22 protein-coding genes are annotated in these 26,757 nt (G+C 72.6%); 7 read left to right on the top strand and 15 right to left on the bottom strand.

Annotation, left to right across the window (positions count from 1 at the left end; genetic code table 11):
- Positions 1–141: 141 nt before the first annotated feature.
- The 14 genes from AMK29_RS25480 to AMK29_RS25420 form a co-directional block, all read right to left on the bottom strand.
- Positions 142–888 (bottom strand): sirohydrochlorin chelatase, encoded by a 747-nt coding sequence (locus AMK29_RS25480; RefSeq protein ID WP_073817350.1) that lies wholly within the window; start codon positions 886–888, stop codon positions 142–144.
- Between the two features lie 7 nt (positions 889–895).
- On the bottom strand, positions 896–1,789 hold the full coding sequence (locus AMK29_RS25475) for an ABC transporter permease (RefSeq protein WP_073817347.1): 894 nt from the start codon (positions 1,787–1,789) through the stop codon (positions 896–898).
- A complete protein-coding gene (locus AMK29_RS25470) occupies positions 1,776–2,570 on the bottom strand; it encodes an ABC transporter ATP-binding protein (RefSeq protein ID WP_073817346.1) in 795 nt (264 codons plus the stop codon). The genes AMK29_RS25475 and AMK29_RS25470 overlap by 14 nt, the downstream gene beginning before the upstream one ends.
- Positions 2,571–2,628: 58 nt before the next feature.
- A complete protein-coding gene (locus tag AMK29_RS25465; RefSeq protein WP_073817344.1) occupies positions 2,629–3,738 on the bottom strand; it encodes an aliphatic sulfonate ABC transporter substrate-binding protein in 1,110 nt (369 codons plus the stop codon).
- Positions 3,739–3,941: 203 nt separating this feature from the next.
- The gene (locus AMK29_RS25460; protein WP_073817343.1) at positions 3,942–5,285 is read right to left on the bottom strand and encodes a sulfate adenylyltransferase subunit 1; all 1,344 of its coding nucleotides are present in this window, start codon (positions 5,283–5,285) and stop codon (positions 3,942–3,944) included.
- Positions 5,285–6,220, bottom strand: coding sequence for a sulfate adenylyltransferase subunit CysD (cysD, locus tag AMK29_RS25455; protein WP_073817340.1), 936 nt, complete (start codon positions 6,218–6,220; stop codon positions 5,285–5,287). Before cysD ends, AMK29_RS25460 begins: the two co-directional genes overlap by 1 nt.
- Positions 6,217–6,783 carry an adenylyl-sulfate kinase gene (gene cysC, locus AMK29_RS25450; RefSeq protein WP_073817339.1) on the bottom strand — a complete coding sequence of 189 codons (567 nt, stop codon included), beginning with the start codon at positions 6,781–6,783 and terminating at the stop codon, positions 6,217–6,219. The genes cysD and cysC overlap by 4 nt, the downstream gene beginning before the upstream one ends.
- Positions 6,780–7,505: a phosphoadenylyl-sulfate reductase gene (locus AMK29_RS25445; protein ID WP_073817336.1), complete on the bottom strand. Its 726-nt coding sequence runs from the start codon at positions 7,503–7,505 to the stop codon at positions 6,780–6,782. Before AMK29_RS25445 ends, cysC begins: the two co-directional genes overlap by 4 nt.
- Positions 7,502–7,681 carry a hypothetical protein gene (locus AMK29_RS25440; protein WP_073817335.1) on the bottom strand — a complete coding sequence of 60 codons (180 nt, stop codon included), beginning with the start codon at positions 7,679–7,681 and terminating at the stop codon, positions 7,502–7,504. Before AMK29_RS25440 ends, AMK29_RS25445 begins: the two co-directional genes overlap by 4 nt.
- The gene (locus AMK29_RS25435) at positions 7,678–9,375 is read right to left on the bottom strand and encodes a nitrite/sulfite reductase (RefSeq protein WP_073817332.1); all 1,698 of its coding nucleotides are present in this window, start codon (positions 9,373–9,375) and stop codon (positions 7,678–7,680) included. The genes AMK29_RS25440 and AMK29_RS25435 overlap by 4 nt, the downstream gene beginning before the upstream one ends.
- A gap of 135 nt (positions 9,376–9,510) precedes the next feature.
- Positions 9,511–9,594, bottom strand: a complete 84-nt coding sequence (locus AMK29_RS38015) for a putative leader peptide (RefSeq protein WP_351188065.1) — start codon at positions 9,592–9,594, stop codon at positions 9,511–9,513.
- A gap of 144 nt (positions 9,595–9,738) precedes the next feature.
- Positions 9,739–10,308: a GNAT family N-acetyltransferase gene (locus tag AMK29_RS25430; RefSeq protein ID WP_073817330.1), complete on the bottom strand. Its 570-nt coding sequence runs from the start codon at positions 10,306–10,308 to the stop codon at positions 9,739–9,741.
- Between the two features lie 174 nt (positions 10,309–10,482).
- On the bottom strand, positions 10,483–11,775 hold the full coding sequence (locus AMK29_RS25425) for a GAF domain-containing protein (protein ID WP_073817855.1): 1,293 nt from the start codon (positions 11,773–11,775) through the stop codon (positions 10,483–10,485).
- Between the two features lie 284 nt (positions 11,776–12,059).
- Entirely contained in the window at positions 12,060–13,715 is a 1,656-nt protein-coding gene (locus tag AMK29_RS25420) for an acyl-CoA dehydrogenase family protein (RefSeq protein ID WP_073817327.1), read from the bottom strand.
- 17 nt (positions 13,716–13,732) lie between these two features.
- Between AMK29_RS25420 and AMK29_RS25415 the strand changes: the two genes are divergently transcribed.
- The 4 genes from AMK29_RS25415 to AMK29_RS25400 all read left to right on the top strand — a co-directional run bounded on the left by AMK29_RS25415 (position 13,733) and on the right by AMK29_RS25400 (position 18,303).
- Complete coding sequence (locus AMK29_RS25415) at positions 13,733–14,857, top strand: YihY/virulence factor BrkB family protein (protein ID WP_073817326.1); 1,125 nt, start codon at positions 13,733–13,735, stop codon at positions 14,855–14,857.
- A 279-nt stretch (positions 14,858–15,136) separates the two neighbouring features.
- Entirely contained in the window at positions 15,137–16,249 is a 1,113-nt protein-coding gene (gene rsgA, locus AMK29_RS25410; RefSeq protein ID WP_073817323.1) for a ribosome small subunit-dependent GTPase A, read from the top strand.
- A gap of 100 nt (positions 16,250–16,349) precedes the next feature.
- Positions 16,350–17,708, top strand: a complete 1,359-nt coding sequence (locus tag AMK29_RS25405; RefSeq protein ID WP_073817322.1) for a DNA-3-methyladenine glycosylase 2 family protein — start codon at positions 16,350–16,352, stop codon at positions 17,706–17,708.
- A 112-nt stretch (positions 17,709–17,820) separates the two neighbouring features.
- On the top strand, positions 17,821–18,303 hold the full coding sequence (locus tag AMK29_RS25400; protein ID WP_073817852.1) for a DUF456 domain-containing protein: 483 nt from the start codon (positions 17,821–17,823) through the stop codon (positions 18,301–18,303).
- Positions 18,304–18,373: 70 nt separating this feature from the next.
- Here AMK29_RS25400 and AMK29_RS25395 read toward each other — a convergent pair whose 3' ends face one another.
- Entirely contained in the window at positions 18,374–19,357 is a 984-nt protein-coding gene (locus AMK29_RS25395) for a helix-turn-helix transcriptional regulator (RefSeq protein ID WP_073817319.1), read from the bottom strand.
- Between the two features lie 232 nt (positions 19,358–19,589).
- Here AMK29_RS25395 and AMK29_RS25390 point away from each other — a divergent pair, with 232 nt between their 5' ends.
- The 3 genes from AMK29_RS25390 (at position 19,590) to AMK29_RS25380 (ending at position 26,687) form a co-directional block, all read left to right on the top strand.
- On the top strand, positions 19,590–23,351 hold the full coding sequence (locus tag AMK29_RS25390) for a S8 family peptidase (RefSeq protein WP_073817316.1): 3,762 nt from the start codon (positions 19,590–19,592) through the stop codon (positions 23,349–23,351).
- A 123-nt stretch (positions 23,352–23,474) separates the two neighbouring features.
- A complete protein-coding gene (locus tag AMK29_RS25385) occupies positions 23,475–24,917 on the top strand; it encodes a protein phosphatase 2C domain-containing protein (RefSeq protein ID WP_073817313.1) in 1,443 nt (480 codons plus the stop codon).
- 27 nt (positions 24,918–24,944) lie between these two features.
- Positions 24,945–26,687, top strand: a complete 1,743-nt coding sequence (locus AMK29_RS25380; protein WP_073817311.1) for a pyruvate dehydrogenase — start codon at positions 24,945–24,947, stop codon at positions 26,685–26,687.
- Positions 26,688–26,757 lie beyond the last annotated feature (70 nt).

Raw genomic sequence — 26,757 nt, 5'->3', positions numbered from 1 at the left:
GTCGATGTCTCCCGGGTCCGAACGGACCCGGTGCACAGAGGACGCGTGAAAGGGCGTCAGGGATGTACGGCAGGAGGGTGATCTTCCTCGCACTCCGCAGAAGCGCCCTCGAAGCACCCCGGAGCGCTGCCCGACAGGGCCTCAGCCCGCGACGGCCGCCACGAGCTCTTCCGCCCGCACCGCGCCGTCGTACCGCTCCAGGAGGAGCGCGGCCAGCTCGGGGGAGGGGCCGAGGACGTCGGCCAGGACGTCGGCCTCCGCGGCGCCCGCCGCGATGCGGTCCGGAAGGCGGCCCGGGGCGATGACGTACGGGGCGACGGCCACCCGCCGGACGCCCGGCTCCGTACGGAGGGCCTGGACGGCGTCCTCCGTACGGGGAAGGGATGCGGAGGCGAACGCGGGCCGCACGGAGCACCAACCGGTGCGCCGCAGCTCCCGCGCCGTTTCTGCGATCACCGCGATCGCCTCCGGGTCGGTGGAGCCCGCCGAGGCCAGGACGACCCCGGTCGCGCTCTTGTCGGCGGGCGTGAGCCCCGCCTCGTACAGGCGCCGCTCCACCGCCGCGATCAACAGCGGCGAGGGCCCGAGGACCTCCGCCTGGTGGACGCGGAGGGACGGGTGCGCCTGCCGCAGGACGGCGGGCACGTCGGCCTTCGCGTGGAAGGCCCGGGTCAGCAGCAGCGGCAGCGCCACCGCCTCCCGTACCCCCTCGGCGGCGAGCCGGTCGAGCACACCCGTCACCGAGGGCAGGTTGAAGTCCAGGAACGCCGTCTCCACCCGCAGCCCCGGCCGCAGCGCACCGGCCCGGCGCACCAGCGCCTGGACGGTGGCGGCGTGCCGCGGGTCGCGGCTGCCGTGGGCGATGACGAGGAGGGATGGGCGGTCCATGGCCGGCTCAGCCCTTCGTGAGCAGGCCGCGGCGGCGCAGCACGGCGCGCTCCAGCGGGCTGAAGATCAGCAGGTCGATGGCGATGCCGACGACCAGGATGAGGATGATCGCCAGGAAGATGCCCGCCATGTCGATGTTGTTGCGGCCGTTCTCCAGGAGCTGGCCGAGGCCGAGGCCCAGGTCCGGCGACGACGCGATGATCTCCGCGGCCATCAGCGATCGCCACGAGAACGCCCAGCCCTGCTTGAGACCGGCGAGGTAGCCCGGCAGCGCGGCCGGCATCACGATGAACCAGGCGCCCTTGAGGCCGGTCGCCCCGAGCGTCTGCCCGGCCCGCAGGAAGAGCGGCGGGACCTGGTCGACGCCGGCGACGAGGCCGTTGGCGATCGAGGGGACGGCGCCGAGCAGGATCACCGCGTACATCATGCTGTCGTTGAGACCGAGCCACAGCACGGCCGGCGCCACCCAGGCCACCGAGGGCAGCGACTGGAGGCCGGCGAGGATCGGGCCGATCGCCGCCCGGACGAACTTCACCCGGGAGACGATGAGTCCGAGCGGGGTGCCGATGGCGAGGGCCAGCAGGAAGCCGAACAGGGCCCGGGACACGCTGGTCCAGAGGACTTCGAGGAGCGTGCCCTCCAGCCACATCGTGGTCAGGCTGTCCCACACCGCGGACGGCGCCGGAAGCTTGTACTCGTCGGTCACCTTCAGCGTGACGAGCAGCTGCCACACCACCAGGACCAGCACGACGGCGATGACCGGCGGCAGCACCTTCTTGAGCAGCACCTCGCGGACCGGGGTCCGACGGATCTGCACGCTGTCCAGGGCGTCCAGACCGGCCTCCAGGCCGGCGATGTCGTCGGCCTTCTGTGCCTTGGGCGTCGTTTCAGTGCTGGCCATGACGGCGGATCTCCCCACGCAGGTGCTCGGTGATCTCGAGGGACAGCTCCGCCACGTCGGAGTCCTCGATGCGGCGCGGCTGAGGGATGTCGATGGTCCACTCGTGCGCGATCCGGCCCGGCCGCGACGAGAGGAGGACGACGCGCTCGGCCAGCCGCACGGCCTCACGCACGTTGTGGGTGACGAAGAGCACCGACAGCTTCGTCTCCCGCCAGATCCGGGTCAGCTCGTCGTGCAGCACGTCCCGGGTGATGGCGTCGAGCGCCGCGAACGGCTCGTCCATCAGGAGGAGGTCGCTGTCCTGGGCGAGCGCGCGGGCCAGCGCGACCCGCTGGCGCATGCCGCCGGACAGCTCGTGGACCCGCTTGTCGTACGAGCCGCTGAGTCGGACCAGTTCGAGCAGCCGCTCGGCCTCGGTCCGCCGCTCGGTCTTGGCCACCCCGCGCAGGCGCAGGGCGAGTTCGATGTTCTTGCCCGCGGTGAGCCACGGGAACAGGGCGTGCTCCTGGAACATCAGGGACGGCCGGCCGCCGGGGGTCTCGATGGACCCCGCGGACGGCCGGTCGAGCCCGGCGACCAGGTTGAGCAGCGTGGACTTGCCGCAGCCCGAGGCGCCCAGGAGGGTGACGAACTCGCCCGGGGCGACATCGAGCGTGATGTCGTCGAGGACGAGCTGCCCGCCGGCGGGTCCGCCGAAGGACTTGGAGACATGCTCGATGCGGGCGGCATGGGTCACCGCCGCACGGTCCTCGGCCTTGGCGAGCGTCGCGGTCGTGGCCATGGTCGTCACCTCCTGGTGAAGCTGAACTCGGGCTGCTGCGCGGGTGTCTGACGCCTGGTTACTTCACGCCGAGTCCGGCGTCGGAGACCTCGGGCTGCCCTGCGGCCTTGAGGACCTTGTTGAGCGGCTTGAGGTCGTAGATGCCGGCAAGCTCCGGCTTCTCCAGGAGACCGGCCTTCACCGCGTGATCGGCCTGGGCCTGGAGCGTGGCCGCCAGCGGGTCGTTGGTGAACTGGATGGACGGCCACGCGGCGTCGATCACCTTGGCGCCCAGCGCCTTGCCCGAGAGGTTCTTCAGCTTGGCGTTGGCCGAGGCCTTCGCCTTGTCCGGGTTGGCGTTGATCCACTCGTTGGTCTTCACCGTGCCGCGCAGGAAGGCCTCCACGACGTCGGGGTGCGCCTTCAGGAACTTCTGCGACACGATGATGTTCGTGATCACGAACTTCTTGTCGGGCCACAGGTCGGACTCGTCCAGCAGGACCTTCGCCCCGTCGCTGACCAGCTTCGAGGCGGTCGGCTCGGGCACCCAGGCCCCGTCGATGGCGCCGGAGGCGTAGGCGTTCGGGGTGACCTTGTTGTCCGTGCGGACCACGGAGACGTCGCCCTTGCCGCTCTCGGCGTCGACCTTCCAGCCCTTCTCGGAGATCCAGTTGAGGAAGGCCACGTCCTGCGTGTTGCCGTGCTGCGGGGTGGCGATCCGCTTGCCCTTGAGGTCGTCCAGGGTCTTGATCTTCGCCGGGTTCACGACGAGCTTCACACCGCCGGAGGCGGAGCCGCCGATGATCCGCAGGTTCGTGCCCTTGGTCTTGACGTAGCCGTTGATGGACGGCGAAGGACCGATGAAGCCGATGTCGATCGAGCCGGCGTTGAGCGCCTCGATCTCGGACGGACCGGCGTTGAAGGTGGTGGGCACCAGGTTGGTGCCGCCCAGCTCCTTCTGGAGGATGCCCTCCTGGTCGCCCACGAGCGCCGTGGCGTGGGTGAGGTTGGGGAAGTACCCGAGCCGTACGGTGTCGGCGGAGAGCTTCTTGCCCTCGGCGGCCACCTTCTTCTCGTCGTTCTTGCTCTCGGAGCCGTAGCCGCAGGAGGCGAGAGCGCCGATCAGCAGCGGCAGGGCGGCGGCGGCGGCGATGCCGCGGCGCAGGGTGGTACGGGTGGTGGCAGGCACGGGAGGTTTTCCCCTCGATTCAGCGTTTTCGAAGTCTGCGTCTATGTCGTTCGGGGTGGAGCGGGTGGTGCGGGGTCGCGCCGCTCGCGCGGCGCGTCGAGGTCAGCACGCACATCGCGCGACACCTCCCGTGCCCGCGCCGAGGGCACCGGAGCCCACCCGGCCCCCCTCTTTCGCGAAGGTGGCGTACATGTCCTGACCCATCAGAAGTCCCACCCTTCCTCGTCTTCGACGACCGCGACGGCCTTGCCGGTGGCGAAGGACTCGCCCGCCATGCCCGCCGCGAGCGTGGTGCCGTCCGCCGGGTCGATCAGCAGGAACGAACCCGTGCGGCGCGAGTCCGCGTACGCGTCGAGCGCGAGCGGTTCGGCGGTGCGCACCACGACCCGGCCGATGTCGTTGGCGACCAGCTGACCCGGGTTCGGGTGCTGGGAGAGATCGTCCAGGGTCAGCCGCGAGGGGATCTCCTTGACGATCGCCTTGACCGTGCGGGTGGTGTGCTTGAGCAGCACCCGCTGGCCGACGGCGAGCGACTGGTCCGCCACGTGGCAGACGGTCGCCTCGATGTCCTGCGTGGTCGCCGGGGCGTCACCGCTCGGGGCGAGCAGGTCGCCGCGCGAGATGTCGATGTCGTCGGCGAGCCGGATCGTGACCGACTGCGGGGCCCAGGCGATGTCCACCGACTCGCCCAGCGCGTCGATCCCGGTGATCGTGGAGGTCTTCCCCGACGGCAGGACGGTGATCTCCTCGCCGACGCGGAACGCGCCGGCCGCGATCTGACCGGCGTAGCCCCGGTAGTCGGGGTGCTCCGCGGTCTGCGGGCGGATCACGTACTGCACGGGGAAGCGCGCGTGGCAGGCCGTGAGGTCGTGGCTGACCGGCACGGTCTCCAGGTGCTCCAGGACCGTCGGGCCGCCGTACCAGTCCATGTTCGCGGACGGCTCCACGACGTTGTCTCCGGCGAGCGCCGAGATCGGGATCGCGGTGATCTCCGGGACGCCGAGCTCGGAGGCGTACGTCGTGAACTCCTCGGCGATCGCGGCGAAGACGGGCTCCCGGTAGTCGACCAGGTCCATCTTGTTCACGGCCAGGACCACGTGCGGGACGCGCAGCAGCGCGGCGACGGCGGCGTGCCGGCGGGTCTGCTCGACCACGCCGTTGCGCGCGTCGACGAGGACCACGGCCAGCTCGGCGGTCGAGGCGCCGGTCACCATGTTCCGGGTGTACTGCACGTGCCCCGGGGTGTCGGCGAGGATGAAGCGGCGGCGGGGCGTCGCGAAGTAGCGGTAGGCCACGTCGATGGTGATGCCCTGCTCGCGCTCGGCCCGCAGACCGTCGGTGAGGAGCGCCAGGTCGGGCGCCTCCTGGCCCCGGGAGCGGGAGGCGTGCTCCACGGCCTCCAGCTGGTCGGCGAGGACCGACTTGGAGTCGTGGAGGAGCCGCCCGACCAGGGTGGACTTGCCGTCGTCGACGGAGCCGGCGGTGGCGAAGCGCAGCAGGGTGGTGGCCGCCAGCTGCTCGGACAGCTGCTCGGTGGACGTGCTCATTAGAAGTACCCTTCGCGCTTGCGGTCTTCCATCGCGGCCTCGGACATCTTGTCGTCGGCGCGGGTGGCGCCCCGCTCGGTCAGTCGGGAGGCGGCGATCTCGGCGATGACGGCGTCCAGCGTGGTGGCGTCGGAGTCGACGGCGCCGGTGCAGGACATGTCGCCGACGGTGCGGTAGCGGATCAGCCGCGTCTCGACCGTCTCGGTCTCCTTCGGACCGCCCCAGTCGCCGGCGGTCAGCCACATGCCGCTGCGGGCGAACACCTCGCGCTCGTGGGCGAAGTAGATGTCCGGGAGCTCGATCTTCTCGCGCTGGATGTACTGCCAGACGTCCAGCTCGGTCCAGTTGGACAGCGGGAAGACACGGACGTGCTCGCCGGGGGCGTGCCGGCCGTTGTAGAGCTGCCACAGCTCGGGGCGCTGGCGGCGCGGGTCCCACTGCGAGAACTCGTCCCGCAGCGAGAACACCCGCTCCTTGGCGCGGGCCTTCTCCTCGTCGCGGCGGCCGCCGCCGAAGACGGCGTCGAAGCGGTGCTGCTGGATCGCCTCCGTCAGCGGGACGGTCTGCAGCGGGTTGCGGGTGCCGTCGGGGCGCTCGCGCAGCTTGCCCGCGTCGATGTACTCCTGCACGGAGGCGACGTGCAGCCGCAGCCCGTGCTGGGCGACGACGCGGTCGCGGTACTCCAGGACCTCGGGGAAGTTGTGTCCGGTGTCGACGTGCAGCAGCGTGAAGGGGATCGCCGCGGGGGCGAAGGCCTTCAGAGCCAGGTGCAGCATGACGATGGAGTCCTTGCCGCCGGAGAAGAGGATCACCGGCCGCTCGAACTCGCCCGCCACCTCACGGAAGATGTGGACCGCCTCGGACTCCAGGGAGTCCAGGTGCGACAGCGCGAACGGGCTGTCGGTGGCGTCGTGGACATGAGCGACAGTGGTCACAGCAGACCCCTCTCGGTGAGCAGCGCGTGGAGCTGCGCCGCGGACTCCTGCACGGTCTGGTTCTGGGACTCGATCCGCAGATCGGGGGTCTCGGGTGCCTCGTACGGGTCGTCGACGCCGGTGAGTCCGCTGATCTCGCCCGCGGCCTGCTTGGCGTAGAGGCCCTTCACGTCGCGGACGGAGCAGACCTCCACGGGGGTGGCCACGTGCACCTCGACGAAGGGGGTGCCCTCGGCCGTGTGGCGCTTGCGGACCGCCTCGCGGCTGTCGGCGTACGGGGCGATGACGGGGACCAGGACCTGCACACCCTGCGAGGCGAGGAGCTCGGCCACGAAACCGATCCGCTGCACGTTGGTGTGCCGGTCCTCGCGGCTGAAGCCGAGGCCCGCGGAGAGGAACTCGCGGATCTCGTCGCCGTCGAGGACCTCGACGCGGTGGCCCTCGCCGCGCAGCCGGCCGGCCAGCTCGTACGCGATGGTGGTCTTGCCGGCGCTGGGCAGGCCGGTGAGCCAGATGGTGGCGCCGGTCACGTGATTCTCCTGGGTTTCCTGATTGTCCGTCATCCGTGCAGTCCGCACTCGGTCTTGGCCCGTCCGGCCCAGCGGCCGGCCCGGGCGTCCTCGCCCTCCAGCACGCGGCGGGTGCAGGGCGCGCAGCCGACGGAGGCGTAACCGTCCATGAGGAGCGGGTTGGTGAGGACGCCGTGCTCCGCGACGTACGCGTCGACGTCGTCCTGCGTCCAGCGGGCGATGGGGGAGACCTTGACCTTCCGCCGCTTCTCGTCCCAGCCGACGACCGGGGTGTTCGCCCGGGTCGGGGACTCCTCGCGGCGCAGGCCCGTCGCCCACGCGCTGTACCGGGTCAGACCCTCTTCGAGGGGCTTGACCTTGCGCAGCGCGCAGCACAGGTCCGGGTCGCGGTCGTGCAGCTTCGGGCCGTACTCGGCGTCCTGCTCGGCCACGGTCTGGCGCGGGGTCAGGGTGATGACCTCGACGTCCATCACGGCGTCCACGGCGTCGCGGGTGCCGATGGTCTCCTCGAAGTGGTAGCCCGTGTCGAGGAAGACGACGTCCACGCCGGGCCGCACCCGGGAGGCGAGGTGGGCGACGACCGCGTCCTCCATGGAGGAGGTGACACAGAAGCTGTCGCCGAAGGTGTCGACCGCCCACCGGAGGATCTCCAGCGCGGAGGCGTCCTCCAGATCGCGGCCGGCCTGCTCGGCGAGTGCCTTGAGGTCGGTCGCGGTGGCGTCCTGACTGCCGTCGGTGTGCTGAGTGGCCGTCATATCTCTTCCCTCCCAGGGGCGTTGCCCGAAGTCGCCGGGGCGAGCAGCCCCAGGAACTTCAACTGGAAGGCCCGGCTGCACGCTGCGCATTCCCAGGCGCCGTGACCCTGCTCGTTCGGACGCAGGTCCTCGTCGCCGCAGTAGGGGCAGTGGAACGGTGCGGCGCGCTCGCTCACGACAGTGCCTCCTCGGACGCGCGGGCCGCCCAGGTCGCGAAGCGCTCGCCGGTCTCGCGCTCGGCCTGGAAGCGGGTGAGGACCCGCTCGACGTAGTCCGGGAGCTCGGCCGCGGTGACCTTGAGGCCGCGGACCTTGCGGCCGAAGCCGGCCTCCAGGCCCAGGGCGCCGCCCAGGTGCACCTGGTAGCCCTCGACGCGGTTGCCCTCGTCGTCCAGGACCAGCTGGCCCTTGAGACCGATGTCCGCCACCTGGATACGGGCGCAGGCGTTCGGGCAGCCGTTGATGTTGATCGTCAGCGGCTCGTCGAACTCCGGGATCCTGCGCTCCAGTTCGTCGATGAGCGAGGCGCCGCGGCCCTTGGTCTCGACGATCGCGAGCTTGCAGAACTCGATGCCGGTGCAGGCCATCGTGCCGCGCCGGAAGGGCGAGGGGGTGACCCGCAGGTCGAGCGCCTCCAGGGCGGCGACGATCGAGTCGACCTGCGCCTCCTCGACGTCGAGGACGAGCATCTTCTGCTCGGCGGTGGTGCGGACCCGGCCGGAGCCGTGGGCCTCGGCGACCGCGGCGATCTTCGTCAGGGTGGCGCCGTCGACGCGGCCGACGCGGGGTGCGAAGCCGACGTAGAACTTGCCGTCCTGCTGCCGGTGCACACCGACGTGGTCACGCCAGCGGCCCGCGGGCTGCTCGGGGGCGGGGCCGTCCGTCAGCTTGCGCTGCAGGTACTCGTCCTCGAGGACCTGGCGGAACTTCTCCGGGCCCCAGTCCGCGACGAGGAACTTCAGCCGGGCGCGGTTGCGCAGCCGGCGGTAGCCGTAGTCGCGGAAGATCGAGATGACGCCCTCGTAGACGTCCGGGACCTCGTCGAGGGAGACCCAGGTGCCGAGCCGGACGCCGAGCTTGGGGTTGGTGGAGAGGCCGCCGCCGACCCAGACGTCGAAGCCGGGGCCGTGCTCCGGGTGGTGCACGCCGACGAAGGCGATGTCGTTGATCTCGTGCGCCACGTCGAGCAGCGGCGAGCCGGAGATCGCGGACTTGAACTTGCGGGGCAGGTTGGAGAAGTCCTTGTTGCCGACGATCCGACGGTAGATCTCGTCGATGGCGGGGGTGCCGTCGATGATCTCGTCGGCCGCGATGCCGGCCACCGGGGAGCCGAGGATGACACGCGGGGTGTCGCCGCAGGCCTCCGTGGTGGACAGGCCGACCGCCTCCAGGCGGTTCCAGATCTCGGGGACGTCCTCGATGCGGATCCAGTGGTACTGGACGTTCTGCCGGTCGGTGATGTCGGCCGTGCCCCGGGCGAACTCCTCGGAGATCTCGCCGATCACCCGCAGCTGCTCGGTGGTCAGTCGGCCACCGTCGATGCGGACGCGGAGCATGAAGTACTCGTCGTCCAGCTCCTCCGGCTCCAGGACGCCCGTCTTGGTGCCGTCCAGACCCTGCTTGCGCTGGGTGTAGAGGCCCCACCAGCGCATGCGTCCGCGCAGGTCGTTGGGGTCGATGGAGTCGAATCCGCGCTTCGAGTAGACCGTCTCAATACGTGTCCGTACGTTGAGACCGTCGTCGTCCTTCTTGAACTGCTCATTGCCGTTCAGGGGGGTGAAGTGCCCCACGGCCCACTGACCCTCGCCACGGTGGCGCCCGGTCTTGCGGCGTGCGGCGGCGGGAGTGGGGTTTTCCGGGGTGGCGGCCATGGCGTCTTGTCCTTCGGGACTGCGAGAGGGCGGCTCTGACCTGCACACTGGCGCGCAGGTCGGAGGGTGGCGCGTCAGTGCGCAGCAGGATGGTGCAGAGTCGGGCAGAAAGAGATCGCGGCGGTGCTGGTTCTCTCAGCGCGCCGAACAGATGGCGCTGGACATGCGGCCGAGGTCGACGTGCCGCCGACTCACCAAGGCAATTCCAGTTCCAGACATGGCGGAAGCCTGTCACGGGAGTTTGGACCCAGTCCAGCATCGTCCAGAATGCGGACGAAGTCGTCTCGCTTGTCGAGACGGTGTGGTGCGGGTCACGCGGAGGGGACCCTGATCAGGGCCCCCTCACGCCCCTTCGGTCCCGCCTCAGGCGTGCGCGCCGGGCCACGGGCCCGGGGTCTCGCTCTCCTCGACCTGCTCCACCTTCGTGTCGAACAGCCGGAAGCCACGTCGCTCGTAGTTGGCCATCGCGTGCGGCCCGTCGAGGGAGCAGGTGTGCAGCCAGACCCGCTTCGTCGCCTCCCGCTCCGGCCAGCGCTCGGCCAGGTCCCAGGCCCTCGCCACGCCGTAGGAGAGGAGGTGGCCGCCGATCCGGCGCCCCCGGAAGGCCGGGATCAGGCCGAAGTAGACGATCTCCACCACACCGTCGTCCTGCGGGTCCAGCTCCACGTACCCGGCCGGCGTCCCCCTGTCGTACGCCACCCAGATCTCGGCGCCCGGCTTCTCCACGATCTCCTGCCACTGCTTGTAGGTCAGCGACAGCCGGTCGGACCAGCGGATGTCGCCGCCGACCGCCGTGTAGAGGAAGCGGCTGAACTCCGCCGAGGGCACCTCGGCGCGCCGGACCGCCACGTCGTCGCCCTCCGGCGGGGTGGCGGGGCGCAGGTCGGACGGGGAGGTCTGTTCGAGGGACCAGGTGGTGAGAGTGATGCTCATAGGGTCATCGCATCATGCGGAGCGCCGGATTCCCAGAGCGGTCCGCCCGGCCGGAACGGACGGAAAAGACGGCGGTCCATATGCTGGACACCCACACGGTCGGCTGGGCCTCAGCCGCCTGCCGCCCGGACAAGCCGGGGCCTCAGGGGCCGACCGCCCGGACAGGCCCGGGCCTCAGCCTCCCGCGGCCGCCCGGACCGCCGGGGCCAGCGAGTGGGGCAGCAGCTCCGCCGGGCGCTCCGGGCGCAGGACCTCGACCGCGACCTCCTCACGGAAGCGGTACGGGCGGTGCGCCAGGACCCCGGCCAGGTTCCGGCGCACCCGGGACATCTCCGCCCGCACGGTCACCGTGCGCGTACGGTCCCCGAACACGTCGTCCGCCAGCTCCGCGGCCGTCCGCCCGTCCCGGTGCACCGCCAGTACATAGAGGAGCTCCGCGTGCCGGGGACTGAGCTCCTGCTGCCAGCTGCCCGCCGCCCCCGAGACGGACACCGTCCAGCGGCGCGGCCTGCTCAGGTCGAGGACGACCCGGCTCGCCGCCTCCACGCCCGGGTCCTCCGCCGCCGTCTCCTCCTCGACCCGCAGCAGCCAGCCGCCGGGCAGCGGCTCGACCGCGCACACGCCGAGCGACGGCACCCACAGCCGGCCGGACCGGAACGACTTCGGCAGCGGGATCCGGTCCATCGGGGCGAGCCCCGTCACCGCGGCCGTCCAGCCGTGGGTGTCCACCGCGACGGCCCGGCCGCCCACCCGGCACAGGATCGGCGCCGCCACCGCCCGCAGCCGCTCGACCGACCGCCGGTGCCGCTCCCGCATCTCGGCCTCGGCGAGCTGGGCCACCGAGTCGACCAGGGCCAGCATCGCCGGATGGAAGGTGGACGCGGGGCCGCTCACGTCCAGGATGCCGAGCAGCCGCCGGTCGCGCGGGTCGTGCACGGGCGCGGCGGCGCAGGTCCAGTTGTGGAGGGTGTGCACGTAGTGCTCGGCGGAGTGCACCTGTACCGCCCGGCCCATGGCGAGGGCCGTGCCGACCGCGTTGGTGCCCGTGGTGTGCTCGGTCCAGGCCGCGCCCTCCTCCAGGCAGATCCCGTTCGCCTGCCGCATCACGGCCAGGTTCCCCTGGCGCCACAGCACCCGGCCCTGCTCGTCGGTGACCACCATGATCTGCAGCGAGGTGTCGGCGATCCCGGCGAGCCCGCCGCTCAGCGTCTGCATGACCTCCGAGAGGAGCGTGGACCTCCGTCGCTCCTCCAGCTCGTCCCGCTGGAGCAGCACGCTGCTCGTGCCCTGGTCGGGGTCGAGCCCCAGCCGGGCCATCCGCTGCCAGGAGGCGTCGATCACCGGTCGGGGCGCGATCGGCGGCGTGCGGCCCGCCAGGGTCTCCTCACGCACCCGGTGGAGCAGGCGGCTGGCCTGGGCGGCGTCCATGGCGGCGAGGCGCTTCATGTCGAGCTGCGTGTTCTTCATCGGTCTCTCCCAGCCACCCGGGGTGCTGTATCGGTTCCGCACGAGGCAGATGTCCGGAGTGTCGGTGCCCATCGTGCCGCTCGGGACCGCCCGGCGAGGCCCGGTTCGGGTAATCCTGCAACCCTTTGCAACTCTGGTCGGCTGCCCGGCCCCTGGGTGAAGCTGGATGCCAGCGGCGGGTGGTGCCGTGTCGGCGCAGCACCACCCCCGCTTTTCCGCGCGTGCCGACCCCCGTGGTCCACCCCTGGTACGCGCGGCACAGCTTCCGGCCGGGGTCGGTCCCCTCAGACCTCCACCCGCGCCCGCTCCACCACCGCCCGCAGGTCCAGCGTGTGCGGCAGCGTGCCGAACGCCGAGCCCCCGTCCCCGCCGAGCCGCCCCGCGCAGAACGCGTCCGCGACCTCCGGCGGCGCCCAGCGCACCAGGAGGGCGCCCTGGAGGACCAGCGCGAGCCGCTCCGTGAGCCGTCGCGCCCGCGCCTCGATCCCGTCCAGGTCCGCCAGTTCGGTCAGCGCGCCCCGGATCGCCCGGTCGAGCCGGGGGTCCGCGCCCCGGGCCGCCCCGACCTCCCGCAGGAACGCGTCGAGGGCGGCGGGCTCGGTCCGCAGCACCCGGACCACGTCGAGGGCCTGGACGTTCCCCGAGCCCTCCCACACCGAGTTCAGCGGTGACTCCCGCAGCAGCCGCGGCATCCCCGACTCCTCCACGTACCCGTTGCCGCCCAGGCACTCCAGGGCCTCCGCCACCATCGGCGTACACCGCTTGGTCACCCAGTACTTCGCCGCCGGCACGGCGATGCGGAGCAGGGCCCTCTCCCGCGCGGCGTCGTCGCCGCCGGCGTCGACGGCGTCGTGGGCCGCCGCGAGACGCATCGCGAGCACCGTCGCCGCCTCCGACTCCAGGGCCAGGTCGGCCAGCACGTTCCGCATCAGCGGCTTGTCGACGAGCAGCCCGCCGAAGGCGCTGCGGTACGCGCAGTGGTGCACGGCCTGCGCCACCGCCTGCCGCATCAGCGCCGCCGAGCCGAGCACGCAGTCGAGCCGGGTCGCCGCCACCATGCCCATGATCGTGCGCAGACCGCGCCCCTCCTCGCCGACCCGGCGCGCCCACGTCGTCCCGTCGAACTCCACCTCCGCGGAGGCGTTCGAACGGTTGCCCAGCTTGTCCTTGAGCCGCTGGAGCGCGAAGGCGTTGCGCGAGCCGTCCGCGAGCACCCGCGGCACCAGGAAACAGGTCAGCCCCGCCGGGGCCTGCGCGAGGACCAGGAAGGCGTCCGACATCGGCGCCGAACAGAACCACTTGTGCCCCGTCAGGACGTACTCCCCGTCGGCGGCCAGCGGACGCGCCTCGGTCGTGTTCGTCCGTACGTCGCTGCCGCCCTGCTTCTCCGTCATGCCCATCCCGAGCAGCGCTCCGGCCTTCTCCGCGACCGGACGGAGGCCCCACTCGTACACGTGGGAGGTGGCGGCGGGCTCCCAGACCTCCGCGACCTCCGGCTCGGCGCGCAGCGCGGGCACCGCGGCGTGCGTCATCGACAGCGGACAGCCGTGCCCCGCCTCCACCTGGGACACGATCACGAACCCGGCGGCCCGCCGGACATGACCACCCGGACGGCCCCACGCGTCGGTGAGTCCGGCCCCCACCGACTTGCCGAGGAGCCGGTGCCAGGCCGGATCGAACGCGACCTCGTCGATCCGGTGGCCGTACCGGTCGTGCGTGAGCAGCCGCGGCGGGTTCTCGTTCGCCCGTTCGCCCCACATCCGCATCTGGGCCGAACCGGCCGACCTCCCCAGCACGCCGAGGTCGCCGCGGGCGTCGTCGAGGAGGTCCGGCGCGAGGTGCCGTTCGACCGCCTCCGCCAGCGCTCGATCGCTGCTGAAGACGTCATGTCCCACCAGGGGCGGAGCCTGGTTGGTCACGGTGTGGGTGGTCCCTGTCATGCCGATACGGTAAGCAGGTGCAGGCAGCAAGCGAAACACCCGAACGGCCCGAGCGTCGGCCCTGGAGCAGGCTCCACCGCGCGCGCGTCCTCTACCGCAACGTCTCGAAGCGGAAGATGGTCTGGCTGCTCCTCAAGGACACGGTCAACTCGTGCATCGAGTACCGGATCCTCGGCCTCGCCGCCGAGGCCGCCTTCTTCACCCTGCTGTCCCTGCCGCCGCTGCTCCTCGGCCTGATCGCCCTTCTCGGCTACGCCGACGACTGGACCAACACGGACACCGTGGCGAGCATCCAGGAGAACATCCTCCGCGCCGCCGGAACGGTTCTCTCCGACCGGGGCGTCGACGACATCGCCAAGCCGATCCTGGACGACGTGACCCAGGGCAAACGGGCCGACCTGATCTCCCTCGGCTTCGCCATCGCCCTCTGGTCCGGCTCGCGCGCGGTGAACGTCTTCATCGACACGATCACCGTCATGTACGGGCTGGACGGCCACCGCGGCATCGTGAAGACCCGGCTCCTGGCCTTCCTGCTCTACCTCGTGGCCCTGCTCATCGGAGCCGTCGTGCTGCCGCTCGCGGTGGTCGGCCCCGACCGGGTCGTCGAACTCGTCCCCTTCGGTACGGAGGTGGTCGCCGTCCTCTACTGGCCCGCCGTCATCCTCCTGTCCATCGCCTTCCTCACCACGCTCTACCACGTGTCCGTGCCCGTCAGATCACCGTGGATCGAGGACATTCCCGGCGCCCTGGTCGCGCTCGGCATGTGGGTCCTCGGCAGCTTCCTGCTGCGCATCTACCTCACCAGCCAGGTCGAGGGCCCCACGATCTACGGCTCCCTCGCCGCCCCCATCGCCGTCCTGCTCTGGATCGGCATCTCGGCCTTCGCCGTCCTCGTCGGCGCCGCCGTGAACGCCGCCATCGACCGTGTCTGGCCCTCCGTCGCCACGGCAGCGGCCCGCGAGGCCAACGAGCGGGCCCGTGCCGTCCAGGCGGCGGAACTCGTCGCCCGCGTGCGCGCCGAGGCCGAGGACGTCGACGAGGACGACCCCGACATGCCCTCCGAGTTCCCCGAACGCTGGTCCCGCTTCCTCCCCCCGGACGACGTCAAGGCCCGCCTCCACTCGGGCTGGGAGAAGGACTGACCCGCCGGACGCAGGTCCGGCGGGGCACGCGTCCCGTCCGTCTTTAAATCGGTGGCGCCGCCCTGGGGACGCGGCTAAGGTTCTGCACATCCGTTCCCCGGGGAACGGATGTCGGCCGTCGAGAAGAAGCAGGAGGTGAGGACATTGATGACTGTCACGGTGACGGGCTCTGCCCGCATTCAGGAGTTCATCGTTCCCACCCCTGTGGTCTCCGGCTGACACCCACTCGACTTCCGCGCGCCGAGCGCGCCGCCGGGGCCACCCTTCGAAGGGTCCCCCTTGTCTTTCCCGCTTTCCTCCCGCACCTCCGACTCCTCGCTGCTCGACGCCCACGGCTGGGACTCCGGCTGGGCCGCCGCCTTCGCGCCCTACGCCGCCCAGGGGCTCGTCCCGGGGCGGGTCGTCCGCGTGGACCGGGGCCAGTGCGACGTCGCCACCGAGGAAGGGGTCGTCCGCGCCGACACGGCGTTCGTGACCCCGCACGATCCGCTCCGCGTCGTCTGCACCGGCGACTGGGCCGCCGTCGATCCCGCCGGCGTCCGTGACCCCCGCTATGTGCGGGCCTGCCTGCCGCGGCGTACGGCCTTCGCGCGTTCCACGTCCTCCAAGCGGTCCGAGGGGCAGATCCTCGCCGCCAACGTCGACCACGCCGTCATCACCGTCTCGCTCGCCGTCGAGCTCGACCTCGGCCGGATCGAACGCTTCCTCGCCCTGGCCTGGGAGTCCGGCGCCCAGCCGACCGTCGTCCTCAGCAAGGCCGACCTCGTGCCCGACCCGGTCGGACTGTCCTACCTCGTCGAGGACGTGGAGACGGTCGCCCCCGGCGTGCAGGTGCTGCCCCTCAGCTCCACCACGGGGGAGGGTCTCGACGTGCTCGCCGCGACCGTCGCGGGCGGTACGACCGTGCTGCTCGGCGTCTCCGGCGCCGGGAAGTCGACCCTGGCCAACGTGCTCGTCGGCGAGGACGTCATGACCGTCCAGGCCGCCCGCGACATCGACGGCAAGGGCCGGCACACCACGACCACCCGCAACCTCTTCGTGCTCCCGGGCGGGGGAGTCCTCATCGACACCCCCGGCCTTCGGGGCGTCGGGCTCTGGGACGCCGAGACCGGAGTCGGTCAGGTCTTCTCGGAGATCGAGGAGCTGGCCGGGAACTGCCGCTTCCACGACTGCGGCCACGAGTCGGAGCCGGGCTGCGCGGTCGCGGCGGCGATCGAGGACGGCACGCTGTCGGTCCGCCGTCTGGAGAGCTACCGCAAGCTCCTCCGTGAGAACCAGCGGATCGTCGCCAAGACCGACGCCAGGCTGCGCACCGAGATGCTCAAGGACTGGAAGCGCCGGCACGCGGCGGGCCGCAAGGCCCTGGAGATGAAGCGCGGGCACAGCCGGTAGGCGGGACCCGTGGGGGGACGGCGGGCAGCGGAGCCGTCCCCCGGGTGCCGTGTCCGAAAACCGCGAGCCGCGGGGTGGCGGAGGTCGCACACTGGGACCCATGAGGGACGACGACACCCGCTACGAGGCGGTCAGCAGCAGGGACGCCCGCTTCGACGGCGAGTTCTTCTTCGCCGTCCGGACCACCGGGATCTACTGCCGTCCCAGCTGCCCCGCCGTCACCCCCAAACGGCAGAACGTCGCGTTCTTCCCGACGGCCGCCGCCGCCCAGGGCCACGGCTTCCGCGCCTGCCGCCGCTGTCGGCCGGACGCCGTGCCCGGCTCCGCCGAATGGAACGTACGGGCCGACGTCGTCGGACGCGCCATGCGGATGATCGGTGACGGCGTCGTCGACCGCGAGGGCGTGCCCGGCCTCGCCGGACGCCTCGGCTACAGCACCCGGCAGGTGCAGCGCCAGCTCACCGCGGAACTCGGCGCCGGCCCCGTCGCGCTCGCCCGCGCCCAGCGGGCGCACACCGCGCGGCTGCTGCTCCAGACGACCGGGCTTCCCGTGACCGAGATCGCCTTCGCGGCCGGCTTCGCCAGCGTCCGCCAGTTCAACGAGACGATCCGCGCCGTCTACGCCCGGACCCCCACCGCCCTGCGCGCCGAGGCGGGCAGCGGCGCCGGGGCCCGTACCGCGCTCGCCGCCGGAGTCCCGCTGCGGCTCGCCCACCGGGGGCCGTACGCAGCAGGAGAGGTGTTCGACCTGCTCGCGGCCGAGGCCGTGCCCCGCGTGGAGGAGGTCGTCGGTGCCCCCGGCTCCCGCACCTACCGGCGCACGCTCCGCCTTCCGTACGGCACCGGTGTCGTCTCGGTCGACGAGCGGTCCGCAGGCCGCTGGCTGGACGCCCGCATCCACCTGACCGAACTGCGCGACCTGACCACCGCCGTGCACCGGCTGCGCCGGCTCTTCGACCTGGACGCCGACCCGTACGCGGTCGCCGAGCGCCTCGGGGCCGCCCCCGGGCTCGCCGCCGAGGTGGCGGCCCGGCCGGGCGTGCGCTCCCCGGGCACCGCCGACCCCGAGGAGTTCGCGCTGCGGGCGGTCCTCGGCGCCGAGGAGTCCGCCCGGCTCGTCGGGCGGTACGGCGTCCCCCTGGCCACGGCCTGCGGCACCCTCACCCATGTCTTCCCGGAGGCGGCCGCCCTGACCGGCCACCCCGTCGCCGGCCCGCTGGCCCGTGCCCTCGCCGACGGAGCCGTACGCCTCGACCCCGGCGCCGACCGGGACGAGGCCGAACGGGCTCTGCTCGCCGTCCCCGGGGTGACCGCGGAGGCGGCGGCCCTGATCCGCATGAGGTCCCTCGGCGACCCGGACGTGCCCCCGGCGGCCGGCCCGGACGCGGAGGAGTGGCGGCCGTGGCGCTCGTACGCGGCGCGCTACCTCGCCCGGACCCCGGCGACCCCGGCCCGCTGAGTCTCCCGCGGCCCTCCGGGCGGGCCCCGGACGGCGCCCGGCCCCTCCGGGCGTGGCCCCGGACGGCGCCCGCGACCTGCGCGTTCCCGGGATGTGGGAGACGCTGGTCAGCGTGGGTGTGTGGCAGCTCCTGATGGTCGCGACGGTGATGCTGCTCGGCCTGTCCGGGGTCCTGGTCCCCGGCGTGCCGGGGACGTGGCTGGTGTGGGCGGCGATGCTGTGGTGGTCGCTCCACGAGCGGACCGACCTGGCCTGGATCCTGCTGGCCGCCGCCACCGGACTGCTGCTGCTCACCCAGGTCGTCGTCTGGCAGCTGCCGCCGCGCCGGTTCCGGGGCGTCGGCATCACCCGGCGGATGGTGACGTACGCCGGGGTGGGCGCGCTCCTGGGCTTCGTCCTGGTCCCGGTGGTCGGCGCGATCCCCGGCTACGTCGGCGGGATCTACCTCGCGGAGCGGCTCCGGCTCGGCGGCCACGGGCAGGCCAGGGCGGCGACCCGGGCGGTCATGCGGGCGGCCGGCACGAGCGTGCTCGTCGAGCTCTTCGCCTGCCTGCTGATCGTGGGGGCGTGGGCGGGCGCGGTGCTCTGGGGCTGAACGGCGCCGACCGGACCCGGCGCGCCAGGCGGTACCGGGCCGCGGGAGGTCCGGCGGGCCGCGCGCACCCTCACCCGCGCGCCACCCAGCCCTTCTCGTACGCGTGCCAGCCCAGCTGCAACCGCGTCGTCACCCCGGTCAGCTCCATGAGCCCCTTCACCCGCCGCTGCACCGTCCGCAGCCCCAGGTCCAGCTGCTTGGCCACGCTCGCGTCCGTCATCCCGGCGAGCAGCAGCGACAGGATCTCCAGGTCCATCACGTCCGGGCCCGGCGCCTCGTCCTCGGTGATCTGCGCCCCCGCCCCGAGCCGCAGCGGCAGCGCGTCGCGCCACACCGACTCGAACAGGCCCATCAGCGATTCCAGGAGCCCGCTCGCGTGCACGACGAGCGCCGCGGGCTCCGCGCCCCGCCCGGTCAGCGGCACCATCGCCAGGGTCCCGTCGGCGATCACCAGCTTCGTGGGGACCCGGTCCGCGACCCGGATCCGCTCCTCACGGCCCAGCGCCGCCGAGAGTTCGAGGAGCCCGGTGGGGAGCGAGAGCACCTCACGCTCGATCACCACCCGGTAGCGCACCCCCCGCCCGGCCGCCTGCTCCTCCGCGTCGTTCTCCATCCCGGAGACGGCGACCGGCTTGCCCGTCACCAGGGCGCAGACCTCCTCCTGCGCGCCCAGCTGGAGCTGGAGGAAGCGGTGGGTGACGGCGCTCGCCCCGGTCACCACCTCCACCAGGTCGTGCACGGCCGCGTCCGCCGCCTCCGCCCGGTACTCCTCGGCCAGCAGCTTCGCCGCCAGCTCCGCCTGCTCCAGCTCGTGGCGCTGCTGGGTCAGCAGGGCGCCGAGCGCCACCCCCGGCGGCGCCGCCACCCACCGGCCGATCCTGGCCGAGGACTGGGCGGCGAGCCCCTGCGACTCGAGCCGGCGCAGCGTCCGCTCGGTGTCCCGCTCGGGCAGGGCGAGCCGGTGCGCGAGGTCCGTCACCTCGGCCGCGCCCAGGGCGACCAGCGCCCGGTACGCGGACTCCTGGCGCTCGTCGAGTCCTATCGCTCCCAGCATGGATGCCCCGCCCCTCGCCGAACCCCCGGCGAGGGTCCCCGATCTTCCCGGGACATTCACCGGAGGCATTCGTTCCGTTGGTGACCTGGCGGGAAACGGCCACGGCGTATTCCCGCCGTCCCCATCATCCCTGCACCGCCCTCACCTCTGCCAATGTGGCGCCACCGCAGCATCAACAGCCTTCGGAGACGGGTGTTCTGTGCCTGTTCTCCGGAATCAGACGGGGAGAGCGATGCGCCCGATTTCGCGTACGGCCCTGGGGGCGGCGACAGCCGCCGTCCTGGCCGTCACCGCGGTCGCGCCGTCCGCGGCGAACGAGCCGCAGGACGACACGGCCGGCAAGCGACCGCTGGTCGGCGGCGAGGCCCAGGCCCGCGCCGGGGACCGCCCCGCCACGGTGACCCTGGTCACCGGCGACCGCGTCGTGGTCACCCGCGGCGCCGACGGCGCGCCGGCCGCCACCGCACTGCCCCGCGAGGACGGGACCGTCCCCTTGGTCCAGACCCGCCGCTCCGGCCCGGACCTGTACGTGTACCCCGAGGCCGCCACCGCCGCGCTCGCCGCCGGCCGCGTCGACGAGGAACTCTTCAACGTCACCGGACTCGTCCGCCAGGGCTACGACGACGCCGCCACCACCACGCTCCCGCTCATCGCCGTCTACGGCACCGACCTCGCCCGCTCCGTCCCCGCCGCCCCCCGCGGCGCCCGCCGCGGCCAGGTCCTCAGGGCCGTCGACGGCGTCGCGCTCACGGCGGAGAAGAAGCAGGCCGCCACCTTCTGGGCCGAGCTGAACGCCCCCACGGCCCGCTCCGCCTCCGGCATCACCAAGCTCTGGCTCGACCGCAAGGTCCAGGCCACCCTGGAACGCTCGACAGGGCAGGTCCACGCCCCCGAGGCCTGGGCCGCCGGCTACGACGGCACGGGCACCACGGTCGCCGTCCTGGACACCGGCGCGGACGTCGAGCACCCCGACCTCAAGGGCCGCGTCACCGCCTCGCAGAACTTCACCGACTCGCCGACCACGGGCGACTTCCAGGGCCACGGCACCCACACCCTCTCCACCGTCGGCGGCTCGGGCGCGGCGAGCGACGGCAGGAAGAAGGGCGTCGCGCCCGGCGCCGCCCTCCTCAACGGCAAGGTCCTCGACGACTCCGGATCCGGCGCCGCCTCCTGGATCATCGCGGGCATGGAGTGGGCCGTCGCCCAGGGCGCCGACGTCGTCTCGATGAGCCTCGGCAGCTCCGTACCGACCGACTGCACCGACCCGATGAGCGTCGCGGCCGAGGAACTCGCCCGGACCGACGGCACGTTGTTCGTCGTCGCCGCCGGCAACTCGGGCCCGGCCCTCAACACGGTCTCCTCGCCCGGCTGCGCCCCCGGCGTCCTCACCGTCGGCGCCACCGACCGCGACGACTCCACCGCGTACTTCTCCAGCCGCGGCCCGACGATCGTCCACCACACCCTCAAGCCCGAGCTGGCCGCGCCCGGCGTCGGCATCTCCGCCGCGGCGGCGGGCGGCCGCGGCGTCTACGCCTACCGGTCGATGTCCGGTACGTCGATGGCCACCCCGCACGTCGCGGGCGCCGCCGCCATCGTCAAGCAGCGCCACCCCGACTGGACCGGCCGGCAGATCAAGTCCGCGCTCGTCGCCTCCGCCGACAGCTCCGTCCCCGGTGACGTCCGCGAGGTCGGCGGCGGCCGCCTCGACGTCAAGGCCGCGATCGACCAGACGGTCCTCGGCTCGCCCGCCGTCCAGGGCGGCACCTTCGCCTGGCCGCAGGACCGGACCGACCGCACCACGGTCTCCGTCCCGTACACCAACACCTCCGCCGCCCCGGTCACCCTGAACCTGGCCGTCGAGAAGGTCACCGGCAACGACGGCTCCCGCATACGGAGCGCGGTGGCGCGGCTCGACCGGCGCACCGTCACCGTCCCGGCCGGCGCCACCGTCCGGGTCCCGCTGCACCTCGATCCCACGGCCCACCTGGACCGCGCCCAGTACGGCGACGTCACCGGTCGCGTGATCGCCACCGGCACGGGCGGCGTCCACGTCTCCACCCCGTTCTCGCTCCACGTCGAGCCCGAGACCGTCACCCTCCGCGTCAAGCTGATCGACCGCCTGGGCCGGCCCGCGTCGGGCGCCTCCTCCCTCGACGTCATCGGCACCGACGACGCGAGCGGCGAGCGCCGCTTCAACGACGGCGCCGCCGACCAGGTCTACCGCCTGCGCCCCGGCAGCTACTTCCTCTCCTCCTTCGTGACCACACCCGACGCGGGCGAGGGCGCCACACTCAACGACTCGCTCAGCTACCTCGGCCGCCCCCAGCTGGAGCTGAAGAAGGACACCACGGTCGCCCTCGACGCCCGCAAGGCCCACAGGCTCACGGTGCGCGCCGACCGGCCCACCGAACTGCGCGGCGCCACCCTCGCGTTCGCCCGCTCCTGGGACGACACCTGGCTGCACGCCGGCACCGCCGCCGGACCGCGCACCCTCCGCGGCTACTACGCCTCCGTCGAAGGAACCACCGACGAGGGCGACTTCGAGTTCGGCAGCTACTGGCGCGCCGCCGCCCCGCAGATCACCTCGCTGCGCACCACCGACGGCCTGACCCTGCACCCGCTCACCGCCTCCCTCGCCTCGGACAACCTCGACGGCACCGGCTCCGCCCGTCTCGTCGACGCGGGCACCGGCACCCCGGAGGAGCTGAGGGCCGCCGGCGTCCAGGGCCGCGTCGCCCTGGTCCGGCTGCCCGACGGCGCCACCGGCGCGGGCGCCCTCGCACGCGATGCCAAGGCCGCCGGCGCTGTCGCCGTCGTCGCGTACCACTCGGCCCCCGGCCGCTGGTACCCGGGCGGAGGCTTCACCGGCCTCGGCCTGCCGGTCCTCTCCGTCCCGTCCACGGAGGCGACCGCGCTCCTGGGCAGGCTGGCGGCGGGCGAGGTCACCCTCGCCTGGCAGGCCACCGCGAAGACCCCGTACGTCTACAACCTCGCGTTCCCCGAGACCCGTGCACTCCGCGACGACAGGAACTACCGCGTCCGCGACGCCCAGTTGGGCCGTACCGACGCCACCTACGGCTCGGCCGGCATCACCACCGACTTCACCGACTTCCCCACCGCCCACCGTCCCAACGGCGTCGCCGTCTCCTTCGGCTCCCTCGAGACCGTCCCCGCTCCCGGCACCCGCACCGAGTACCACACCGCCGGTGACACCGCCTGGAGCCAGATGGTCAACAGCAGCTTCCCGTTCGGTGAGCTCATGATCGGCGCCCGTCACGCCTACACACCCGGCGAGCGCCGCACCGAGCGCTGGTACGACGGAGTCATCGCCCCCACCGCCCCGCGCGACACGACCGGCGAGCCGGTCCTCGTCTCCGAACGGCAGGGCAACCTCATCGGCTTCGCGAACGCCATGTGGGGCGACGGCACCCACCACGCGGAACCCGGCTCCTTCGGCGACATCGGCAACGTTCGGCTCAGCCGCGACGGCGAACTCCTCGGCGAGAACTCCTGGCCCTTCGGCGTCTTCGAGGTACCGGCCGAAGCCGGGACGTACACGCTCGAACAGAACACCATGAAGATCGGCAGCAAGGTGTGGGCCCGCTCCACTTCCGTCAACTCGATCTGGAAATTCACCTCCAAGCTTGACGAGAGCGTCTATTCTCAGGGCATCCCGATTCTCTTCCCCCGGTACGATCTTCCGGAGGACGGACTCAAGACCCTCGCCGCGACCGACGGCCAGCACATCGGCCTCACCGCGACGGGTCACGCGGGCTACACCCCCGCAGCGCTCACCTCGGCGAAGCTTTCGTACTCCTACGACGGGGGTACGACCTGGACCGAAGCGCGGGTCTCCCAGCACGGCGGTCACTGGACCGCGACCGTGAACCACACGGGCGCGACCGGCAGGCCCGTCACCCTGAAGACCGAACTGACGGACGCCAACGGCAACTCCGTCACCCAGACCGTGGTCCGCGCCTACGACGTGCGCTGACCACGCCGGTCCGCCGGGCGTCCTTCCCGTGGGGGGTGGGGTCGCCCGGCGGACCACCCCTTCGCGGCGACGGTTTTCCTGATGTCCCGTTTTCGGACGCCGTGCGCGGTGGAAAATAGGGGCATGACTCAGCAGGGGGACAGCAACTGGTGGGACAAGCTCTACGACGAGTCGGCGCCGGACACGGCCCCGGCGGTCTCGGGCGACACCCTCGACGACCACTTCGCCGCGGCGACCCGCGCCACCACGGGCCCGCCGGACCCGTCACCCGGTCAGGTCCTCGCCTCCACGCCTCCCACGCCTCCCGCGCCTCCCGCTCCTCCCGCGCCTCCCACGCCTCCCGCGCCCGCCGAGGTCACCGACGGCCGGGCCCCCTGGGAGTCGCGGGCGGCCGGACCCCGCACCTTCCCCTCACCGCCGCCACCCGTCCCGCCCCCCGTGGAGACGCCCACCGTCCACGTGCCGCTGCCGCCGCCCCCCGGCGCTGCCCCTGACGCGGCCGAGCAGGGCGCCGAGTCCGAGACCGAGGCCGACCTCACCGTCGAGGTCTCCGTGCCCCGGCCCCGCACCGGCTTCGTCGGCAGCCGCCCGCCCACCTACGAGCCCGAGCCGACCGCCCTGCCCGTCGCCCGGCCCGGGGAGCTCGGCGAACTGGTCCCCGACACCGTCCTCGACGGCGCCCGCTACGGCGCCTGCACCGTGCGCGCCGCCTCCGTACGCGGCGACTCCGCCCGCTACCGGGGCGAGCCCCGCCGCGACGCCCTGCTCACCGCCCGCTTCGGCCACGACGAGACCGCGCTCGTCCTCGTCGCCGTCGCCGCCGGATCCCGCGCCGCCGAGGACGCCCACCTCGCCGCCGCCGACGTCTGCCGCTGGATCGCCGAGGCCGTCTGCCGCAGCCACGCCCGGCTCTCCGAGGACATCAGGACCGGTCGCCGCGGCGACCTTAAGTCCGGACTGCACCGGCTCACCGACCGTACGTACGGCAAGCTCCGGGCCCGCGCCGCCGACCGGGGGCTCGCCGCCGACGAGTACACCGCGACCCTCCGCTGCCTGCTCGTCCCCGCCGACCCCGCCTGCCGCACCCGGGTCTTCTTCGGCATCGGCGGCGGTGGTCTCTTCCGGCTGCGCGACGGCGCCTGGCAGGACATCGAACCGCTCCTGCCCGAGCCGGCCGCCGTCACCGGCGCCCCCGTCGTCGGCTTCGGCTCGCCGCCCCCGAGCCCGCCCGCGGAGGCCGTCGCCTCCGAGACCGAGGAGGGCGACCGGCTCACCATGGACCTGGGCATCACCACCGCTCCCGCGCCGCTCGTCGAGGAACCCGTGCCGCCGCCCGCCGAGCCGTTCCGCTTCCGGGCCTCCGTCGCCCGTCCCGGTGACACCCTGCTCCTCGCCTCGCCCGGCCTCGCCGAGCCGATGCGCGGCGAACCCGAGCTCGCCCGCGAGCTCGCCGCCCGTTGGGCCGACGCGGAGGCGCCCGGACTCGCCGCCTTCCTCGCCGACACCCAGCTGCGGGTGACCGGTTACGCCGACGACCGTACAGGGGTGGGCGTCTGGGAGGCGTAACCCGCCGGGCCGTGTGTTGATGGAGCCATGGCCAAACAGAACGTGGCGGAACAGTTCGTCGACATCCTCGTGCGCGCGGGCGTGCGACGCCTGTACGGCGTCGTCGGGGACAGCCTCAACCCCGTCGTCGACGCGATCCGCCGTACCCGGGGCATCGACTGGATCCAGGTGCGGCACGAGGAGGTCGCGGCCTTCGCCGCCGGCGCCGAGGCGCAGATCACCGGCAGCCTCGCCGCCTGCGCGGGCTCCTGCGGACCGGGCAACCTGCACCTGATCAACGGGTTGTACGACGCCCACCGCTCGATGGCCCCCGTCCTGGCCCTCGCCTCGCAGATCCCGTCCAGCGAGATCGGCCTGGGCTACTTCCAGGAGACCCACCCCGACCAGCTGTTCCGCGAGTGCAGCCACTACAGCGAACTCATCTCCAACCCGCAGCAGATGCCCCGGCTGCTCCACACGGCGATCCAGCACGCCGTCGGCCGCCGGGGCGTCAGCGTGGTCTCGCTGCCCGGCGACATCGCCTCCCAGCCGGCCCCGGAGAAGGCGCTGGGGACGGCCCTCGTGACCACCCGGCCGACCGTCCGTCCGGGGGACGCCGAGATCGACGCCCTCGTCCGGATGATCGACGAGGCCGACCGGGTGACGCTCTTCTGCGGCAGCGGCACGGCCGGGGCGCACGCCGAGGTGATGCAGTTCGCCGAACGGCTCAAGGCCCCCGTCGGCCACGCCCTGCGCGGCAAGGAATGGATCCAGTACGACAACCCGTACGACGTCGGGATGAGCGGCCTCCTCGGGTACGGCGCCGCCTACGAGGCCACCCACGAGTGCGATCTGCTGATCCTGCTGGGCACCGACTTCCCGTACAACGCGTTCCTCCCCGACGACGTGAAGATCGTGCAGGTGGACGTCCGGCCCGAGCACCTCGGCCGCCGCTCCCGGCTCGACCTCGCCGTGTGGGGCGACGTCCGCGAGACCCTGCGCTGCGTGACCCCGCGGATCCGGGCCAAGAGCGACCGGCGCTTCCTCGACAAGATGCTCAAGAAGCACGCCGACGCCCTCGAAGGAGTCATCAAGGCCTACACCCGCAAGGTCGAGAAGCACGTCCCCATCCACCCCGAGTACGTCGCCTCCGTCATCGACGAACTGGCCGACCCCGACGCCGTGTTCACGGTCGACACCGGCATGTGCAACGTGTGGGCGGCCCGCTACCTCAGCCCCAACGGGCGGCGCAGGATCATCGGCTCCTTCAGTCACGGCTCGATGGCGAACGCCCTGCCCCAGGCCATCGGCGCGCAGTTCACCGACCTCGGCCGCCAGGTCGTCTCGCTCTCCGGCGACGGCGGATTCTCCATGCTGATGGGCGACTTCCTCACCCTCGTGCAGTACGACCTGCCCGTGAAGGTGATCGTCTTCAACAACTCCGCGCTCGGCATGGTCGAACTGGAGATGCTGGTCGCCGGACTCCCTTCGTACGGAACGACGAACAAGAACCCGGACTTCGCGGCCATCGCCCGCGCCGCCGGCGCCTACGGCGTCCGCGTCGAGAAGCCCAAACAGCTGGCGAGCGCCCTCAAGGACGCCTTCAAGCACAAGGGCCCGGCGCTCGTGGACGTCGTCACCGATCCCAACGCGCTGTCCATCCCGCCGAAGATCCGCGCCGACATGGTGACCGGCTTCGCCCTCTCCGCCAGCAAGATCGTCCTGGACGGGGGAGTGGGCCGGATGGTCCAGATGGCCCGCTCCAACCTGCGCAACGTGCCCCGGCCCTGAAGGAATGCGGGCGTTTCGGCAGGGCATGCATCCCCGTGAGCCTGTTCGACGCGACCTGTGGGTGGGGGGA

Source organism: Streptomyces sp. CB02261 (assembly GCF_001905665.1).
Classification (GTDB): domain Bacteria; phylum Actinomycetota; class Actinomycetes; order Streptomycetales; family Streptomycetaceae; genus Streptomyces.
Note: the sequence above shows the minus strand (reverse complement) of the source record. Positions and strands in the feature narration are given on the sequence as shown.

Excerpts from the sequence above, each read along its gene's own strand:
- AMK29_RS25480 (WP_073817350.1), bottom strand. The coding sequence starts at position 888 with ATGGACCGCCCATCCCTCCTCGTCATCGCCCACGGCAGCCGCGACCCG.
- AMK29_RS25475 (WP_073817347.1), bottom strand. The coding sequence starts at position 1,789 with ATGGCCAGCACTGAAACGACGCCCAAGGCACAGAAGGCCGACGACATC.
- AMK29_RS25470 (WP_073817346.1), bottom strand. The coding sequence starts at position 2,570 with ATGGCCACGACCGCGACGCTCGCCAAGGCCGAGGACCGTGCGGCGGTG.
- AMK29_RS25460 (WP_073817343.1), bottom strand. The coding sequence starts at position 5,285 with ATGAGCACGTCCACCGAGCAGCTGTCCGAGCAGCTGGCGGCCACCACC.
- cysC (WP_073817339.1), bottom strand. The coding sequence starts at position 6,783 with ATGACGGACAATCAGGAAACCCAGGAGAATCACGTGACCGGCGCCACC.
- AMK29_RS25445 (WP_073817336.1), bottom strand. The coding sequence starts at position 7,505 with ATGACGGCCACTCAGCACACCGACGGCAGTCAGGACGCCACCGCGACC.
- AMK29_RS25435 (WP_073817332.1), bottom strand. The coding sequence starts at position 9,375 with ATGGCCGCCACCCCGGAAAACCCCACTCCCGCCGCCGCACGCCGCAAG.
- AMK29_RS38015 (WP_351188065.1), bottom strand. The coding sequence starts at position 9,594 with ATGTCTGGAACTGGAATTGCCTTGGTGAGTCGGCGGCACGTCGACCTC.
- AMK29_RS25430 (WP_073817330.1), bottom strand. The coding sequence starts at position 10,308 with ATGAGCATCACTCTCACCACCTGGTCCCTCGAACAGACCTCCCCGTCC.
- AMK29_RS25425 (WP_073817855.1), bottom strand. The coding sequence starts at position 11,775 with ATGAAGAACACGCAGCTCGACATGAAGCGCCTCGCCGCCATGGACGCC.
- AMK29_RS25420 (WP_073817327.1), bottom strand. The coding sequence starts at position 13,715 with ATGACAGGGACCACCCACACCGTGACCAACCAGGCTCCGCCCCTGGTG.
- AMK29_RS25405 (WP_073817322.1), top strand. The coding sequence starts at position 16,350 with ATGAGGGACGACGACACCCGCTACGAGGCGGTCAGCAGCAGGGACGCC.
- AMK29_RS25395 (WP_073817319.1), bottom strand. The coding sequence starts at position 19,357 with ATGCTGGGAGCGATAGGACTCGACGAGCGCCAGGAGTCCGCGTACCGG.
- AMK29_RS25390 (WP_073817316.1), top strand. The coding sequence starts at position 19,590 with ATGCGCCCGATTTCGCGTACGGCCCTGGGGGCGGCGACAGCCGCCGTC.
- AMK29_RS25385 (WP_073817313.1), top strand. The coding sequence starts at position 23,475 with ATGACTCAGCAGGGGGACAGCAACTGGTGGGACAAGCTCTACGACGAG.
- AMK29_RS25380 (WP_073817311.1), top strand. The coding sequence starts at position 24,945 with ATGGCCAAACAGAACGTGGCGGAACAGTTCGTCGACATCCTCGTGCGC.